The organism is Streptomyces sp. NPDC030991 (assembly GCF_055571235.1).
Map to the genome: position 1 here is coordinate 42,550 of NZ_JBVIFR010000001.1, position 16,416 is coordinate 58,965.

The 16,416-nt window shown below is 72.4% G+C and carries 16 protein-coding genes; 3 read left to right on the top strand and 13 right to left on the bottom strand.

All coding sequences use genetic code 11. The annotated features are described in order from the left end of the window. Nucleotides 1-15: 15 nt before the first annotated feature. From ACZ45E_RS00200 to ACZ45E_RS00255, 12 genes are all read right to left on the bottom strand, one after another. Complete coding sequence (locus tag ACZ45E_RS00200) at nucleotides 16-2,100, bottom strand: MMPL family transporter (protein ID WP_468214594.1); 2,085 nt, start codon at nucleotides 2,098-2,100, stop codon at nucleotides 16-18. Nucleotides 2,101-2,210: 110 nt separating this feature from the next. Then, nucleotides 2,211-2,693 carry a MarR family winged helix-turn-helix transcriptional regulator gene (locus tag ACZ45E_RS00205; RefSeq protein ID WP_468214597.1) on the bottom strand — a complete coding sequence of 161 codons (483 nt, stop codon included), beginning with the start codon at nucleotides 2,691-2,693 and terminating at the stop codon, nucleotides 2,211-2,213. Nucleotides 2,694-2,702: 9 nt separating this feature from the next. After that, nucleotides 2,703-3,161: an STAS domain-containing protein gene (locus ACZ45E_RS00210; RefSeq protein ID WP_468214599.1), complete on the bottom strand. Its 459-nt coding sequence runs from the start codon at nucleotides 3,159-3,161 to the stop codon at nucleotides 2,703-2,705. After that, nucleotides 3,158-4,267, bottom strand: coding sequence for a cobalamin B12-binding domain-containing protein (locus tag ACZ45E_RS00215; protein ID WP_468214601.1), 1,110 nt, complete (start codon nucleotides 4,265-4,267; stop codon nucleotides 3,158-3,160). The genes ACZ45E_RS00210 and ACZ45E_RS00215 overlap by 4 nt, the downstream gene beginning before the upstream one ends. Continuing rightward, nucleotides 4,264-5,895, bottom strand: a complete 1,632-nt coding sequence (locus ACZ45E_RS00220) for a PP2C family protein-serine/threonine phosphatase (protein ID WP_468214604.1) — start codon at nucleotides 5,893-5,895, stop codon at nucleotides 4,264-4,266. Before ACZ45E_RS00220 ends, ACZ45E_RS00215 begins: the two co-directional genes overlap by 4 nt. Nucleotides 5,896-6,075: 180 nt before the next feature. Then, the gene (locus ACZ45E_RS00225) at nucleotides 6,076-7,248 is read right to left on the bottom strand and encodes a PP2C family protein-serine/threonine phosphatase (RefSeq protein ID WP_468214606.1); all 1,173 of its coding nucleotides are present in this window, start codon (nucleotides 7,246-7,248) and stop codon (nucleotides 6,076-6,078) included. 179 nt (nucleotides 7,249-7,427) lie between these two features. After that, nucleotides 7,428-7,934: a MarR family winged helix-turn-helix transcriptional regulator gene (locus tag ACZ45E_RS00230; protein ID WP_468214607.1), complete on the bottom strand. Its 507-nt coding sequence runs from the start codon at nucleotides 7,932-7,934 to the stop codon at nucleotides 7,428-7,430. Nucleotides 7,935-8,038: 104 nt separating this feature from the next. Next, entirely contained in the window at nucleotides 8,039-8,941 is a 903-nt protein-coding gene (locus ACZ45E_RS00235) for an SDR family oxidoreductase (protein ID WP_468214610.1), read from the bottom strand. Between the two features lie 49 nt (nucleotides 8,942-8,990). Beyond that, on the bottom strand, nucleotides 8,991-10,613 hold the full coding sequence (locus ACZ45E_RS00240; protein WP_468214612.1) for a phytoene desaturase family protein: 1,623 nt from the start codon (nucleotides 10,611-10,613) through the stop codon (nucleotides 8,991-8,993). Next, on the bottom strand, nucleotides 10,606-11,091 hold the full coding sequence (locus ACZ45E_RS00245) for an SRPBCC family protein (protein WP_468214614.1): 486 nt from the start codon (nucleotides 11,089-11,091) through the stop codon (nucleotides 10,606-10,608). The genes ACZ45E_RS00240 and ACZ45E_RS00245 overlap by 8 nt, the downstream gene beginning before the upstream one ends. A 171-nt stretch (nucleotides 11,092-11,262) precedes the next feature. Beyond that, nucleotides 11,263-11,529 carry a DUF4235 domain-containing protein gene (locus ACZ45E_RS00250; RefSeq protein WP_468214616.1) on the bottom strand — a complete coding sequence of 89 codons (267 nt, stop codon included), beginning with the start codon at nucleotides 11,527-11,529 and terminating at the stop codon, nucleotides 11,263-11,265. Between the two features lie 201 nt (nucleotides 11,530-11,730). Next, nucleotides 11,731-12,087 carry a PRC-barrel domain containing protein gene (locus ACZ45E_RS00255; RefSeq protein WP_468214619.1) on the bottom strand — a complete coding sequence of 119 codons (357 nt, stop codon included), beginning with the start codon at nucleotides 12,085-12,087 and terminating at the stop codon, nucleotides 11,731-11,733. A gap of 262 nt (nucleotides 12,088-12,349) precedes the next feature. Between ACZ45E_RS00255 and ACZ45E_RS00260 the strand changes: the two genes are divergently transcribed. Together ACZ45E_RS00260 and ACZ45E_RS00265 are read left to right on the top strand one after the other, a co-directional pair. Continuing rightward, nucleotides 12,350-12,553, top strand: coding sequence for a hypothetical protein (locus ACZ45E_RS00260; protein WP_468214621.1), 204 nt, complete (start codon nucleotides 12,350-12,352; stop codon nucleotides 12,551-12,553). A 211-nt stretch (nucleotides 12,554-12,764) separates the two neighbouring features. Further along, complete coding sequence (locus ACZ45E_RS00265; protein ID WP_468214623.1) at nucleotides 12,765-13,607, top strand: sensor histidine kinase; 843 nt, start codon at nucleotides 12,765-12,767, stop codon at nucleotides 13,605-13,607. A 15-nt stretch (nucleotides 13,608-13,622) separates the two neighbouring features. Here the strand turns inward: ACZ45E_RS00265 and ACZ45E_RS00270 are convergent, their stop codons facing one another. Beyond that, nucleotides 13,623-13,964, bottom strand: coding sequence for a GNAT family N-acetyltransferase (locus tag ACZ45E_RS00270; RefSeq protein ID WP_468214625.1), 342 nt, complete (start codon nucleotides 13,962-13,964; stop codon nucleotides 13,623-13,625). A 450-nt stretch (nucleotides 13,965-14,414) separates the two neighbouring features. On the opposite strand from ACZ45E_RS00270, the gene ACZ45E_RS00275 reads away from it, so the two are divergent. Next, nucleotides 14,415-16,337 (top strand): CASTOR/POLLUX-related putative ion channel, encoded by a 1,923-nt coding sequence (locus tag ACZ45E_RS00275; protein ID WP_468214627.1) that lies wholly within the window; start codon nucleotides 14,415-14,417, stop codon nucleotides 16,335-16,337. Nucleotides 16,338-16,416: the final 79 nt, after the last annotated feature.

Sequence of the window (16,416 nt, forward strand, 5' to 3'; positions counted from 1 at the left end):
GGCCGGATCGGCTCGTCAGTCCGCGCGGCGGCTCAGGCTCCCGGGCCACCAGGCCTTCGGGCCGATGTCCCGGACCAGCGCGGGGACCAGCAGCGACCGCACGACCAGCGTGTCGAGCAGGACGCCGAACGCCACGATGAACGCGATCTGTACGAGGAACGCGAGCGGGATGACCCCGAGGGCGGCGAACGTCGCGGCCAGCACGACACCGGCCGATGTGATCACTCCGCCGGTGGCGACGAGGGCCTTGAGGATGCCGTCGCGGACGCCGTGTTCCAGTGACTCCTCCCGGGCCCGGGACATCAGGAAGATGTTGTAGTCCACGCCCAGCGCGACGAGGAACACGAACCCGTACAGCGGCACGGAGGCGTCGGTACCGCTGAAGCCGAGGACGTGCTGGAAGACGAGCGAGGAAATGCCCAGCGTGGCAAGGAAGTTGAGCGCCACCGTGGCGACGAGCAGCAGAGGCATGAGGACGGAGCGGAGCAGTCCGACGAGGATGCCCAGGATGATGAGCAGGACCACGGGGACGATCAGTGTGCGGTCGCGTTCCGCGGTGTTCTGGGTGTCGTACTGCTGCGCCGTGTAGCCGCCGACCAGCGCGTCGGCTCCGTCGACGTCGTGCAGTGCGGAACGCAGCCGGGAGACCGTGGCCTTGGCCGCGTCGCTGTCGGCGGGGTCCTTCAGCGTGACGTCGATCCGTACCTTGCCGTCCACGACGCGGGCCGGTCCGGCGCCGGGCCGCCCCTGCTCGGTCACGGCTGCCGCGTCGGCCACGCCTTCGGTCGCCTCGGCCCGGGCGGTGATCTCCCGCTCGTGCCGCGCCTCGGCGATCACGACGGCCGGGTTGCCGGAGCCGCCCGGAAAGTGTTCGGCCAGCGTCGCCTGCGCGGCGACCGACGGCGCGTCGTTGACGAAGATCTCGTCGAGCGGTACGCCCTTGGAGTCCAGGCCGGGGGCGAACGCGGCGCACACCAGCAGCGCGCCGAGCGCCACGGCCCAGATCCTGCGCGGCGCCTTCCGCACCGCGTGGGCGACGCGGGCCCACAAGCTGTGGCCTCCGCCCGCCGCGTCGGCCGGGCGCGGACGTGCGGGCCAGTAGGCGGCGTTGCCCAGCAGCACCAGCACGGCGGGCAGGAACGTGAGGGTGCTCAGTACGGCGCAGACGATGCCGATCGCGCCGACAGGGCCCAGGGCGCGATTGTTGGTGAGGTCGCTCAGCAGGAGGGCGAGGAGACCGAGGGCGACGGTCGCGGCGCTGGCGACGATCGCCCCGGCCGACCGGCGCAGCGCGGCCCGCATCGCGGTGAACCGGTCGGTGCGGGCGGCGAGTTCCTCCCGGTAGCGGGCGGTCAGCAGCAGGGCGTAGTCGGTGGCCGCGCCGATCACGAGGATGGAGAGGATGCCCTGTACCTGTCCGTCGACGCGGACGACGCCGTGGTCGGCGAGGAAGTAGACGACGGCGCACGCCACCCCGAGGGCGAAGACCGCCCCGAGGATGATCACGAAGGGCAGCAGGACGCTGCGGTAGACCAGCAGCAGGATCACCAGGACGGTGACCAGGGCGACCAGGAGCAGCAGTCCGTCGATACCCGCGAACGCGCCGGAGAGGTCCGCCTGGCTCGCCGCGGGTCCCGCGACGGCGACCGTGGCACCCGTGACACCGTCCGCCACCCGCTCGACCCGGTCGAGCGTGGGCGAGAGCTCGTCGCCGAGGTCGGGCCGGAGCTGCACGACGCCCTGAAGGGCCTTGCCGTCCTTCGAGGGCACCGCGGGCGACACCTTGCCCACGACTCCGGGCGTCCCCCGCAGCCGGGCCAGTGCGCGGGTGGCCTCTTCTTGCCGGCCCGCGCCGATCCGGCCGTCGTCGTCAGCGGTCCATACGACGATCGCCGGCAGGGTCTCGTCCTCCTGGAAGGCGCGCTGCGCGTCGATCACGCGGGTCGACTCGGCATTGCGCGGCAGGAACGCGGCCTGGTCATTGGTCGCGACCTCTCCGAGCCGCCCGGCGAAGGGCCCCAGCGTGCCGCCGACGGCGAGCCAGACGATCAGGAGGACGAGGGGCACGAGCCAGCGTGTGCCTCGCGTGGTGCGGGACATGGATCTCCCAAGGCAGACAGGGGGAACGGACGGCGGGAAAACAAACTCAATAGAAAAGTATCTTAATGATTGAGTTAAATGCGACCGCCCCCTCCGCTCCTCCGGGTCGGCTAGGTCCGCGGCCTGCTCGTCTCCCCGAGTTCCTCGTTGAGGTCGCTCAGAAACCTCAGCACCACGGCCAGTTCGGGCGCGCTGTAACCGCTGCGGACCCGGTCGGCGGCCTCCGCCAGAGGGCCGAAGTACGTCCGCGCCTTCGCCCGCGCCCCTGTCACGTAGTGCAGGTGGACCACTCTCCTGTCCGCGCTCTCGCGGACCCGGTTGATGTGTCCCGCGCGCTCCAGCCGGTCCACGCACGCGCTGACGGCGCCGGAGGTGAGACCCAGACGGTGACGCAGCACACCGGGGGTGAGCGGAGCCTCGGAATCCAGGATGGCGGCCAGCGCCTGGACGTCCGTGGGGTGCAGGCCCTGCCCGGCCGCGAAGCCGTGGACCAACCGGTTCAGCTCGCCGTTGAGACGGCGCAGTTGTACACCGAGTGCCTGCAGATCGCGGTGGGGGTCCGCGGGGGTCCTGTCTGGTTCACGACTTTCCACGCGGACACCCTATCGACGCTCCTGAGGGCGCTGCTGCCGACGCTGATCAGCGCCGTTGGACTCCGTCTCCGTCCCGGCACCGGTCCCCGACTCGGCGCCGGCCAGCTCCTGCTCGGTCTCCGCCGCCTCTGCGGCGCCGACGAGGTGGTCGAAGGTCCCGGTGATGGTCAGCAGCCGGTCCAGACGCGGCGGGCGTCCGGTAATGCGCAGGGTCGCGCCGGTCGCGCCGGTCGCGTCGAGTCGGCGGCGCAGTCCGAGGAGGACGGCCAGCCCCATGGAGTCGACACCGCTCAGCCCGGCACAGTCCAGGCTCAGGACGCGCATCGCGGGGTGGTCGGCCAGGACCCGGTCCACGTGCTGGGTGAAGTAGCCGCTGGTGTCGTAGTCGAGGGGGCCATCGACGTGCAGGACGAGCACGCCGTCGCGCGCTGCGGAGAGGGTGAGTTTCAAGGCGGCGTAAGCGCTCATATGGGCCGTCCGGGTCCGGGAACGGTCAGGGTCTTGCGGGCCTCGGCAAGGATGCCGACGGCGCGCGGAAAATCGTTCAATTGGTACAGCAGTGAGTCCAGGGCCGGCAGCAGCGACCGCGCGGGGACACCGCGGGCGTCGAGTATGCCGGCGGTCCAGGCGACGAAGGTCGTGAACAGCTCGGCGTCGTCGACGTAGAGAGCCGTGACCAGGTAGGTGACGATGTGGTCGATGTCCTCGGCGGTGCGCTCCCGTTGGGGCTCGCTGTAGGAGCGCATCGGCGGGAACGCGTCCTCGACATCGACGAGCGTCTGCTTGGTCAGCCGCCGTTTCGTCTGCCTGACGAGGGTGTACTCCTGGTCGGAGAGGTGGGGCAGGTCCAGGTCCGGCAGCCGGGCCGCTTCGACGGTGGGCCGCGGAAGTCCCCGCGTCAGCAGGGTGTCGGCGCCGACGGCGTCCGGGGCCCAGGCCGCGCGCATCCGGCGGGCGTAGCGGCCGTCCGGGCCGAACGCGGCGCCGCCCGCCATGACGGGCGTGCCGGTGGTCTGGCAGGCACTGATCGCCGTATGCGCCACAGGCAGCCGGGAGGGGATCGAGGAGGACAGCAGCACGGCGTCACAAGCGCGCTGGTGGAGATGGGCTATCAAGTGCTCGGTGGGTACCTGCGCCCCGAGGTGGTCGACGGTCCACCCGCGCAGGCGCAGGACCTCGGTCACCAGACGGGCGGGCAGCGCGTGCCATTCGCCGTCCACGCACGCCACCGTCACCCGGCCCCGGGCCGGGGCGGTGAGGGCGGGCGCCGCCGCGTCGGCCACCGCGGCGACACATCGCTCGTTGATCGCGGTCGCCGCGTGCTCCTGCGCGACCGTGATCCGGTCGGCCGCCCACTCGATGCCGACACGTTCCTGCACCGGGGCGATCAGTTCGAGGAGCACCCGCTCGGCGACCGCGGGAACCTGCTCGGGCGCGCCGTCGTCCACGGCGCCGCGCACCAGCGCGACGGCCCGGCTCTCGTCGCAGTCGAGCAGGGCCTGCCACAGCCGCTCGCGCACGTCGCCGCGGACCGGCGCCGCGTGGACGCCCACGGTCGTCTCTCCTGTCGTCATGCTGTGAACCTGCCCCGAGTATGGCCGTCCACCGCGGTGAGGTGATTGTTGCGCGGCGCGGTGATGGCCAGCAGCGCCATGTCGTCGTGCGGGCCGCCGTCGATCCACTGCGAGGCGACCATCTGTACGTACTCGGTGACCGCTTCGGCCGGCAGGCCGGCGCAGCGGGCCAGCGTGTCCCGCAGCCGCTGCTCACCGAACATGGTGTCGCCGAGCGGGCCGCCGCGCGCCTCGGTGATGCCGTCGGAGTAGAGCAGGCACGTCTCCCCCGGCGCGAGCTCCACGGCCGCGGTGGTGACCTTGAGCATGTTCGTGGGAAGGGCGCCGATCAGCATGCCCTGGGTGTCCGCCTCCTCGACCCGCCCGTCGCTGCGCACGATGAGCGGCGTGGGGTGTCCGGCGCTCGACACGCGCAGCCGCACCCGGCTGCCCGCGCGCTTCACGGAGGCCAGGGCCAGGGTCGCGAACCGCGTGTGGTGCGAGGTCAGCAGCGCGTTGTTCAGCAGGGTGAGCACGCGGTGGTGGTCGGCCGCGAACGGCAGGAGCGCCTCCAGCGTGTTGCGGATCTTCCCGGTGAGCACGGCTGCCTCGAGCCCCTTGCCGCACACGTCACCCAGGACCGCGAAGGTCTCCGCATCGTCGCTCTCGCCGGGGTGGACGTCGTAGAAGTCGCCGCCGATCCGTTCGCTGGCGGCGGCCGCCCGGTAGCGGCCGGAGAAGTCGATGCCGCGCACACCGTGCAGCACCGGCGGCAACAGCTCCCGCATCAGCACCTCGGTGATGTGGCTCTGCTCGGCGTATATCCGGGCCGCCGACAGTGCCGCGCCGGCGCGGGCGGCGAAGAGCCGGGCGAAGGCCTCCTCACCGTCGGTGAACGCCGCTTCCCGGCTCCTGCGCATCAGCACGAGAGCCCCGGCGGGCAGGCCGTGCCCGGGCAGGGGGACCACGACGACCGAGCCGATCCGTCCGCTCCCGGCCAGGAACTCCGCGGGGACCACCCACTCCGGGACCTGGCCCGGGTCGATCCAGCGCGAGGGCACCGGCGGGAAGCCGAGGAGCGCCTCCGACAGGCCCGACAGTTCGGTGGGGTCGAGCGTCATCCGCTCCTGGGTCACCGCGCCCTGGGCGGTGCAGCGGGTGACGGGGTACGTACGGCCGGAGCGGACGCCGACGATGACGGCCGCGTCCGCGAGGTGCTGCGCGGCCATCCGGGCGGTCACTTCCATGCACCGGTCCGCGTTCAGCGAGGCCAGAAGCTCGCTTGAGACCTCCTGGAGCACGCGTGAACGGGTCCGCTCGCTCTCCAGCTGGTCGCGGGCGAACCGCAGGTCACCGTCGTCGACCAGCCACCAGGAGACCGCGCCGTCGGGCTCGCGGCTGGGGAAGGCGTCCACCGTCCTGTCGTTGACCAGGCCCGAGGCGGCGGGCAGTCCCGGGCCCTCGCTCTCCAGCACGCGGGCGTGCGCCTCGGCCAGCCAGGCAGGGGCCGCGTCCGACAGCAACGCGCCGGCCCGGAGCCCTTCGAGGAGCGCCCCGGCCTGGTCGTTGCAGGACAGGATCCGGCCCGCCTTGTCCGCGGTGACCGTCGGATACGGGACACGCGGGCCGGCGACGGTGCCCACGTCCACCTCTCGGGTCCTCAGGAGAGCGACCGGCTCGGTGTGCGAAGGACCGGTAGGGGTCCCGGGGCGGCATGACCAATAACAGTTTCCATAGGGCAACAGTTGCACGCTCAGGGGTGCCCCGGCAACCACCGGCCGCCCCGACGTGCGTCCGGCCGATCCACCGGGTACCGCGAACTGTGGATCTCATGCCTCGGTGTCGCGGCCGAACCAGTCCAGGCAGACCACGAGGGCGTCGTCGTCGGCGACCGCGTTCACGTAGGCCGCCAGTTCCCGCAGGATCGCGCGGGGCACCGCCGAGGCGGGCAGGAGGCTCGCGGCGTGGATCGCGCGCGCGAGCATGCGCTCGCCGTACTCCTCCCCCGTCTCGGACAGCGCGGCGTAGACGCCGTCGCTGATGAAGAGCAGGCGGTCACCTCGTCGCGCCTCGAACTCCTGCACTACGTAATCGGTCTCCTCGAACATGCCCAGGGGCAGCTGGGCCTCGAAGGGGACCTGCTCCACCGTCCTGCCGCGCTGTCGCCACAGCTGCGGGGAACCGGCGTCCACCACCCGCACCCGCCCCGTGCCCAGCTCGAAGGAGAGGAGCAGGGTCGAGACGTACTCCTCGCCGCGGTGCTGCGCGTAGAGCGCCTGGTCGGCGAGGGCCGCCTGGTCGGCGATGCCGAGACCGGCCCTGCGGGCGTTCCGCAGCGCGTTGACCGCGAGGTTGGTCAGGAGCGCGGCCCCGATCCCCTCCCCCATGCCGTTCGTGATCGTGAGGTTGAGCGACTCGCTGGTCACGGCCCAGTCGAAGTTGTCGCCGTGGATGGCGTACGCGGGCTCCAGCTGGGCGCCGATCGCGTATTCGGTACGGGTGGACGACCGGCCCGGCAGCAACTGCCACTGCATCTCGGCGGCCAGGGTGAGCCGGGTGGCCCGGCGGGCTTGCAGATACACGTCGGTGTCGCGGTCGGCGACGACGAGCTCACGGCCGAGGATCTCCGCGAGGGCGCTCAGCTCCTCGACCTCTTCCCGCGTGCATCTTCGTTCCGGGACCCGTACGGCGAGGATGCCGAGTCTGTCGCCGCGGACCGTCACCGGCAGGAACAGATCCACCGCTCCCCCGCCGTTCACCGCGTGCCGGTACGCGTCCTGGCTGTCGAAGGCGCGACCGGCCGGACTGTCATGGACGGGCAGCGGTTCGGAGGTGTGCGGCAGCTCCGTCACGGGCTGCAGGACGGTGAGGCCGTAATCGGCCAGCAGCAGCTCGACGCTCAGGGCGTCGTAGTGCTCCTTCAGTGCCGCGCGTGCCGCCTCCAGCAGTTCGAACGGCTCGGCAGTGCGGACAGCACGCTCCACAGCCAGAAAGTTCTTCACAGCAGCCTTCTTCAAAGTCGGGCCGGCTGCCGAGCGGGAGACGAGAACGGGCGTCCTGCCCCACCGCATCACGCACCGCGCCTACGCCGGGCGGGAACGCAAGGACAAAACCGTTGCCATACAACAACTGTCGAAGAATTGTATCCCGCGCGCGCGGCCGCTCAGCGGCCTCAGCCCGGTCAGGCGATGGCCTCCGAGGAGCCGCCCGCCTCGTCCTGGGCGCTCGCCGGGTCGATATGGGCCGCCGCCGCGTCCTGGAACCGCTCCAGCCCCTCGGCCAGCGTTCGCAGGTGGGCGGGGGACATGGTCCGCAGGACCGCCTCGATCTCGCGGGCGCGGGACGCCCGGAAGTCGTCGAGGACGGCTGACCCGCGACGGCTCAGATGCAGATCGACTTCCCGGCGGCTGGTGGGACTGGCCGCCCGCTCCACGAGCCCGGCGGCTTCCAGCCGGTCGCACAGGCGGCTCACCGAGGACGGACGCGAACCGAGCGCCTCGCCCAGGGCCCGCTGATTGACCCCCTGCTGGTCCTCGATCACCGTCAGCGCCCGGAACTGCGAAGGCGGGAGCGGCCCGGCCGCGGCGGCTTCCTGACCGCGCCCCCACAGAACCTCGAGCAGCTCCGACACATGCCCCGCGACCTGCGCCACTTGCTCAGCGCTGCGGAAGGGCAGACTCCGGGACATCCCAGCACCCTCCGGTCCAAAAGTGAGGTCGACAGAGCACGAGCCTACCGCCGATAGCGGGTGCGGGTCAGCCGATGCGTCCTGCGCGCTCACCGACATCGCGCCTACCGGTCCGTACGGTCCGTCCAGCTCGTGCCTTCCGCCGGTGCGTGGTCGGCGAGCCCGCCCTTGCCCAGCGGGCCCGACTGCTGTAGCGGGCGGTCCGTCGCGCGGTGCGCGAAGTGGACCCGGGCGACGCGGCTGATGACGGGCGGCAGCAGCCCACGCCCGGCCTGCGCCCAGCGCACCCAGCCCGGTACGTAGACGGAACTCCGGCGGCGCTCCACGGCCTCGGCGAGCCGCCGGGCGACCGGCCCCACCGGCTGCATGCGGCGGGCCGGAGGCGGCAGCATGTCGCGCAGGTCCTTGAGCGCCGGGTGATCGTCCGCGTCGTGGATCATGTCGGTGTCGACCCAGTTGAGATAGGCGACGCCCACCGCCACGCCTTCGTGGGCCGTCTCGGTCCGCAGCGCTCGCGCCAACGCCTCCACGCCGGCCTTGGAGGCGCAGTACGCGCTCATCATCGGCACGGCCCCCAGCGCCGCCAGAGAGGCGATCTGCAGGTAGTAGCCACGGGTGTGCACCAGGTCCGGCAGGAAGGTCCGCGCGGTGAACGCGCTGCCCGTGAGGTTCACGTCGACGACCCGGCGCCACGACCCCGGGTCCGCCGTGCGCAGCGGGCCCGCTTCCGCGATGCCCGCGTTGGCGACGACGGCGGACGGCCTGCCGAGCCGGGTCCGCACGGTGTGGGCCGCGGCTTCGAGCGCCTCGATGTCGGTGACGTCCGTCTCGATGGCGAGCGCCGGTGTGGGCAGGGACGCCGCCACCCCTTCGAGCGCCGCCTTCTCGTGGCCCAGCAGGGCGATCCGGGCTCCGCGCCCGGCGAGTTCCCGGGCGAGGGCCGCGCCGATGCCCCGCGCGGCCCCGGTCACCACGACCGTACGGCCGCTCAGCGGGCTGTCGTGCATGGCTCTTTGCCCTTCGTCGACGCAGCGGGGGTCCGGCGGCCCGCTCCTGTCACCGGTTCTTGTGGCCGGTACGGTCGCGGCGTGCCAGCATGCGCTGCGCCGCGGCCAGCGGGGCCGGCCCCCGGCGGCGCAGTGCGGCCCGCGCCGCGTTGGCCCCCGGCGCCCCATGGACGCCGCCGCCCGGGTGGGCGCCGGCGGAGGCGAGGAAGAGGCCGGTCACGGGGGTCTCCGCGCGGCCGGTGCCGGGCGCGGGCCGGAAGACGAGTTGCTGGTGCATGGCCGCGGTGCCGCCGTTGATGGCGCCTCCGTGCAGATTGCGGTCGAGAGTCTCCAGGGTGGGCGGCGCCAGGATGCGGCGGGCGCGGATCTTCGCGCGGAAGCCGGGTGCGAAGCGCTCCACCTGCTGTTCGACCCGGTCGGCCATGACCTCCTGCTCCCGCTGGTCCCAGGCTCCGGTGAGCTTCTCGACCCCCGCGTCTCCCCGGATGCGCTGCGGCACATGGGTGTAGGCCCAGGCCGACTCGGTTCCGGCGGGTGAGCGGGAGGCGTCGGAGGTCGTCATCTGGCCGAACAGAAGGAAGGGCCGGTCGGGCACCTGCCCCATGGCGATCTGCGCGGCGAACCGGGTGAGCTCGTCCACGCCGTCGGCGAGGTGGACGGTACCGGCCCGGGCCGCCTCGGCCGCCTGCCAGGGCACACCGCCGTCGAGCGCCCAGTCCACCTTGAAGGTGCTGAAGTCCCACTGGAAGCGGCGCAGGTCGTCCATGAGCTGGGCCGGCAGGTGCTCGGGGGCGACCAGACCGCCGTACAGCGCGGGCACGGACACGTCCGCGAGCACGGCGCGTGCCGCCGGTACGGCCTCGCCGTCCGCGGTGCGCACCGCGACGGCCCGGCCGCCCCGCACCACGATCTCCTCCACCCGGCGGCCGCACTGCACCGTCCCGCCGTGCGCTTCGAGCCGCGCCACCAGGGCCCGGACCAGTTCGCCCGCCCCGCCGACCGGTACGGGAAAACCGTAGGTCTGGCCCAGCATCGCCATCAGCCAGCCGAACCCGCCGCTGCCCGCCGCCTCGGGGGCGAGGTCGGCGTGGAGCGCGTTGCCCGCGATCAGGATCCGGCCGCCCTCACCGACGAACTCCTCCTCGCCGAGGCGGCGTGCCGGGAGCACCAGCGAGCGGGCCAGGCGCAGTCCGCCGCCCGACCGGAGCCGATAGGCGAGACGCGCGCCCGAACGGACGGGCGGGAACGGGGTGAACAGCGCCCCCAGGATGTCGGGGCGGACGTCCTCCCACACGTCGTGCAGGCGCCGCCAGGCGTCACCGTCGCCCGGTGCGAAGCGGTCGAGCGATTCGGCCGTGACGTCGACCCTCCGGTCGAGAACCGCGCAGCGGCCGTCGGTGAGGGGGTGCGCCAGCACGTGCGGCGCGTGGCTCCAGCGCAGGCCGTGCTCGTGCAGGCGGAGCTGTGCCAGGGCGGGGGACGCCGCGGCCAGCGGGTAGAAGGAGCTGAAGAGGTCGTTGACGAAGTCCGGGTGCACGCCGCGGTCGTGGCGCACCGCGCCGCCGGCCTCGGGCTGTTCCTCCAGCACCGTCACGCTCCAGCCGGCGTCGGCCAGCAGGTTGGCCGCCACGAGCCCGTTGGGGCCGGCGCCGATCACCACGGCGTCAGGCATGGACCTCTCCGCTCTCGCTGTCCCGTGCGGTGTCCGCGGGGCGCGCCTCCTCGGCTTCGCAGACCCGGGCCAGGCGGGCGAGCATCGCGCGGTGGCGCAGCTGGATCACCGCCTCCGCCCCGAAGTTGTGCAGCTTTCCCGCCACGCCGTGCAAGGGGTGTTCGTCGACGGTCACCAGGCAGCTCCCGCCCCACGGCCGCAGCTGCAGGGAGATCCGCGCGGTGCCCAGGGGGCCCGCCTTCGCCTCCAGCTCCAGCAGGGTGCCTCCGTCGCTGTGGCGGACGATCGTCTCGTTGGTGAGACATACCGGGCCCAGCCGTATCTCGTACTCGAGGGCCGCCCCGACCTCGGGCCACCGTCCGCGTACGGGCTGGGACGACGAGGTGCCCACCACCCAGTCCGCGTACCGGCTGCCATCCGCCAGGACGGCCCACACCGCCGCGGGGCTCGCCTGGACCACTCGATGACGCCGTGCCATTACTGCCTCCCGCGTTGGTATGGACGGTCCGGTTCTGCCGCCGCTCCCGCCGAGGGCCCCGGTCCTACGTCTCGGCGGCGCGTTCCGCCGAGCGGCGCCGGTGGCCGCATTCCAGTAAGGCACGGCCTGATCGGGGCCGCACATTCCCGCCGGGGCGTGGCTGTGGGTTCGTCAGTCGGGCCAGACGCCGGTGAGCCGCTTCGTGGTCCGTGCGCCGCCTCGTTCGACGGCGGCGCGCACGACGGCGAAAATGGCGCCCTGGAGGGCGGCGGCCACCAGGATCTCGCGCCAGTGGCGCTGCTCGTCGGTGGCGTCGGGAGCGTCCTCCTCGTGCCCGAGCCGCTTCCACACCTGATCGAAGAGGGTGCCCGCCACCGCGCCCGCCGCCATGCCGAGCCCGATGCCGAGCGGCTTGTAGGCGATCTTCACCACGTTCATGCTGCCTCCGTTTCCCTGTCGCTCATACTGCGGCCCACCGGCCTGGGCGGCACGTCCGCGGGGCCGTCCGGCCGCCCCCACCGCGTGCCCCGGCCCGTTCCGTTGACACCGAACCCGAACGACCGGGCGGGGGCGGCTCAGCTCGCCGCGTAGGGCAGCTGGTGGTCGGCGTCGTCGTGGGCGCGACGGGCCGTACGCCCGTCAGTGCGCGAGTTCCTCGCGGTAGTGGTCGTCGATCCGCGTGCGGTAACCGGCGTCGGTGACGCGCATGTCTCTGTCGAAACGCGGGGCCTCCTTGATGTGGTCCCGGTCGCGGGCCACATGGAGGGTCCTGTTCACCTCGTCGACGCGTGCGATGACCCAGCGCGGGAGCACCACCTTCTTGCTGAGCAGCGGCCCGCCCGTGTCGACGACGAGGTGGTGCGGGCCCACCTCCTCGGTGTGTGCGTCGATCGTGCCCACCGGGCCGTCGCTCGCCTCGACCGCGTAGTCGATGAGGTCCAGGTGGGTGAGGTGCCCACTCGTGGTGCCGGGGGTGTGGACGCTGTCGTTCGTCATGGGTCCGGTCCTCTCCACCGCGTGCAGTGTCCGCGGTCCGTGTCGCAAGCTTCTTGAGTCGGCTGCGTGGAACTCCCGCATGTCCGCGCGTGCTCCGCCGAAACGTCCTCCGGCGGGTGACAACAGCACGCTCCGGCGGGTGACTTGGCAGAGGGGTGGATACGCCGTGAACGTGCGCGTTGCACCATCTTCACACCGTCGTACCGATGAAGGCGGGGACGAGGGGCAGTCGAGCAGGGACGCTGCGGGGAGGTCACCGCCGATGCTGACTGTCGCTGTACTGCTGTTGCCCGCCATGGGGCTGCTGCTGATCTGCATGGACCGGATCGAGGACCGGATGACCGGCGCCGCGCGACCATCCACCGGCCGGCACCGCGTACGCCACCTGCGGCTCGTCCCCGGTCACGGGCGAGCGCAGCGCCGGGAGGCACCGGCCCCGGAGCGCCGTCACGGCAAGGCGGCCTGACCCAGCGTTCGCGCGGTGCGGTACGTCAGAGCGCCGACGCCACCCGCACCTGACCCCCCCGCGTCGGCCGCGGCCCCAACTGTGCGCACCGGCGCGTACTTTCGAAGCGAACTTCCCTGTATGCCCCTGGTGTGCGCCGATATGATGCGGGCGGCCGCACATACTCTCCGGTGGGGTTTTTGTGCGCCCTCCGGACCGACAGGAGTGTGCTGTGAAGTCACCGGCCGATCCCTGGCATGCACTGACCGATACCGATGGCGACACCGTGGGGTGGCAGTTCCAGCAGCCGGGTCTCGCGCTGCGGGCTGTGCCGTTCGGACTGGTCGCGGTGGTGACCATGGTCAGCGTCCTGGTGCCGGACGTCGGCGTGGAGTCCTGGCTGAGCTACCTGTCGAGCGTCGCCCTGCTGTGCGTGTGCGCCGGGGCCTTCCTCCTGCCGTGGCAGCGGATGCCGGCGTGGACCCCGGTCCTGGTGCCGCTGCTCTACGCGGGGTCCGTACTGGAGCTGATCCTCTCCTCCGGCGTCACCTCGGGCGTGGGGCTGGTGCTGCTGGTGCCGCTGATCTGGTCGGTGCTGTTCCACCGGCCGTGGGAGTCGGCGTGCGTGGTGGTGGCGGTGATCGCCGTCCAGGCGGCGTCGACCGCCGTCCAGGGGACGCCCGGCGCCGTGATCGGCAGACGCGTGGTGCTCTGGAGCGCCCTCAGCGTGCTGATCGCGGTGGCCACGCACGGGCTGCGGGACCGGATCCAGGGCTCGCTGGTGGCCAACGCGGCGCTGGAGGCCGAGGTGCGCGAACTCTCCCTGGCCCGGGAGCGGGACCGGATCGCGGCCGATCTCCGGGAGAGCGTGGTGCGGAAGATCTTCGAGGCCGGGCTGGACCTGCACAGCACGGCCGCGATGATCGGCGAGGGCCCCGCCCACATCAGGCTGATGCGTGGCGTGGCCGAACTCGACGGGGTGATCCAGGCGCTGCGCGAGAGCGTGTTCGACCTGGGGGACGACGCCGACCCCACGATCGCCGTCGCCGCGGACCCCGAGCCCGGCGAGCGCTGACGGCCCGCGCGCCCGTCAGTGCTTGAGCTGACCCTCCAGCCACTCCAGGACCTCGGGGGTCACGGGGTCGGTGATGTCGGCGTACTCCTCGTGCTTCTTCAGGAACTTCGCCACGTACGGGCAGACCGGCACGATCCGCCGGCCCGCACGGCGTACGTCGTCCAGCGCCTCCCGGACGAGGATCGAGGCGAGGCCCTGCCCGGCGTAGGCGTCGTCGATCTCGGTGTGGAAGAAGACGCGCCGGTCGTCGCGGTCGCGGTACGCGGTGAAGCCCGCGGTGACGCCGTCGACCTGGATGGCGTAGCGGTGCCGGGCGTCGAGGCGTTCGACGGTGGGCGGGGTGGCGGGCTGGGTCATGGTGGGGCCTCTCAGTGCTCTCGGTGCCGGGGCGGGTCCCGGCGCGGGGTGACGGTGGCGTGCGGGGAGGCGGCCGGCGCTCCGCAGTGCGGGCAGGCGCCCTCCTGCGCCCGGCGGGCCTCGACGACGTCCTGACTGCGGCCGACGAAGTTCCACCGCGTAGAGAGTACTTCGCTGCTTTACGCAGGTCAGATGGGTCAGCCCGCACCTGCGCGGGCGCCGGCCGCACGACGCGGCTGGGGGCTGGAGGGGCGGCCGGTGCGGTGGGTGGCGATGCGGTCGACGCGGAGGGGTTCGTCGGACCAGCGCTACGACCGCAGGTCGGCGGCGAACCCGAAGGAATGAACGCCGCCCGAAGCCCGTTCGCCGCGGCGACGGATCATCAAGACTGCGACATACGTATCCACATCCGTGTTTTCCGCCGGCGCGGCCCTGCGGGAGTTCGACGCGATGAAGGATGAAGGGGGCAGGGTGGCGCGGCGCTTTCCGCTCGGTGACCGGGCGCGTTACTGGTTCGACCGCACGCTGGCTCGTGGCGCCGCCGCTCTCGTCGGCTGGATGGCGTTGCTGTGCCTGATCGTCGTCGTCCCGGCCAACGCGGTGCTGGTGTGGACCGACCCCGACGCGCCGGTGTCCCTGACGGACCGGTTGGCGCAGGTGTGGCTCCTCACCGGTCGGACGCTCCGGCTGGGTGGTGGGACCGGGCCACCGCTGCGGGTGACACTCTCCCTGTTGCTGGCTCTCGTCGCCCTGTTGTACGTCTCGACGCTCGTCGGTCTGATCACGACGGCGCTCACGGAGCGCCTCACCGCGTTGCGGCGCGGCCGTTCCACCGTGCTCGAACAGGGGCACGCCGTGGTCCTGGGCTGGTCCGAGCAGGTCTACACCGTGGTGAGCGAGCTGGTGACGGCCAACGCCAACCGTCCGCGGGCCACGGTCGCGGTACTGGCCGACCGGGACAAGACCCTCATGGAGGAGTCCTTGGCGATGAAAGTGGGGTCGTTCGGCCGCATGCGCCTGATCTGCCGCAGCGGCCCCACCACCGATCCGGCCGTACTCGCCCTGACCAGCCCCACCACAGCGGGGGTCGTGCTGATCCTGCCGCACGACGAGCCCGACGGCGACGCCGAGGTGGTCAAGACGCTCCTGGCGCTCAAAGCGACCCTGGCCAGGGAGGGGACGCGTCCACCCGTCGTCGCCGCCGTCCGGGACGACCGGTTCCGCCTGGCCGCCGGTCTCGCCGCCGGACCGGGCGGCACCGTCCTGGAGAGCGATGCCATCACCGCCCAGCTGATCGTCCAGGCCGCGCGCAGCCCCGGGCTCTCCGTCGTCCACCAGGAACTCCTCGACTTCGCGGGCGACGAGTTCCATCTCGTCGCCGAACCGGCACTGACCGGCCGCCCGTTCGGTGACGCACTGCTGTCCTACCCGACATCGAGCGTGGTCGGAGTGGTGCGAGGAGAAACCCCTCTGCTCAATCCGCCGCCGGAGATGCCCCTTGCCCCGGGCGACCTGCTCGTCGTCGTCTCCCGGGACGACGCCTCGGCCTGGGCCAGGGACTGCGCGGAGTGGGTCGAGGAGGCGGCGATGGCCACGGGCCCCTCGACACCGGCCCGGGCGGAGCGGGTGCTCCTCCTTGGTTTCAATCGCCGAGCGCCGCTCATAGTCGACCTGTTACGCCGCCGCGCCCGGCCCGGATCGACCATCAGCCTGGTGGCGGGCCACGACGACGCGGCGACGAGCGGCCTCGACGCCGACAGCGGTACCGGCCTCGACGTGACACTGCACTACGGGGACGTCACCCGCCTCGAAACCCTGCGCGCCCTGGACGTCCACTCCTATGACAGCGTCATCGTCCTCGGACCGGACCCGGTCTCCCCGGACCCCGTCTCCGGAGAGCGGGTGGGCGACCCCGACAACCGCACGCTCGTCACCCTCCTGCTGCTGCAACAACTGGAGAAGGCCGACGGGCGGGCGCTGCCGGTCGTCACCGAACTGGTCGACGACCGGAACCGGGCGCTGGCCCCCATCGGCCCCGGGGCCGACGTGATCATCAGCGGCAAGCTCATCGGTCTGCTCATGGCGCAGATCTCCCAGAACCGCCACCTGGCAGCGGTGTTCCAAGAACTGTTCTCCGCGGAGGGCACCGGCATCGGCCTACGGCCGGCCGCCGACTACGTCCTGTCAGGGAGCGAGACGTCCTTCGCGACGATCGTGGCCGCGGCACGTCGTCGCGGCCAATGCGCCATCGGGTACCGGACCGGCGCGGACTCCTCGTCAGGCCCGGGCTACGGCGTGCGGATCAATCCCCCGAAGAACGAGCGGCGCCGCTGGACGGCCGGGGACCAGGTGGTCGTCGTCTGCGAGGACTGACGGGCCGTCATCGGTGCGCCCCACGGGCCGGCCAGCCCGGGCCGCTTCAGTACCCCCCGGTGCACGGTCGACGGACCGG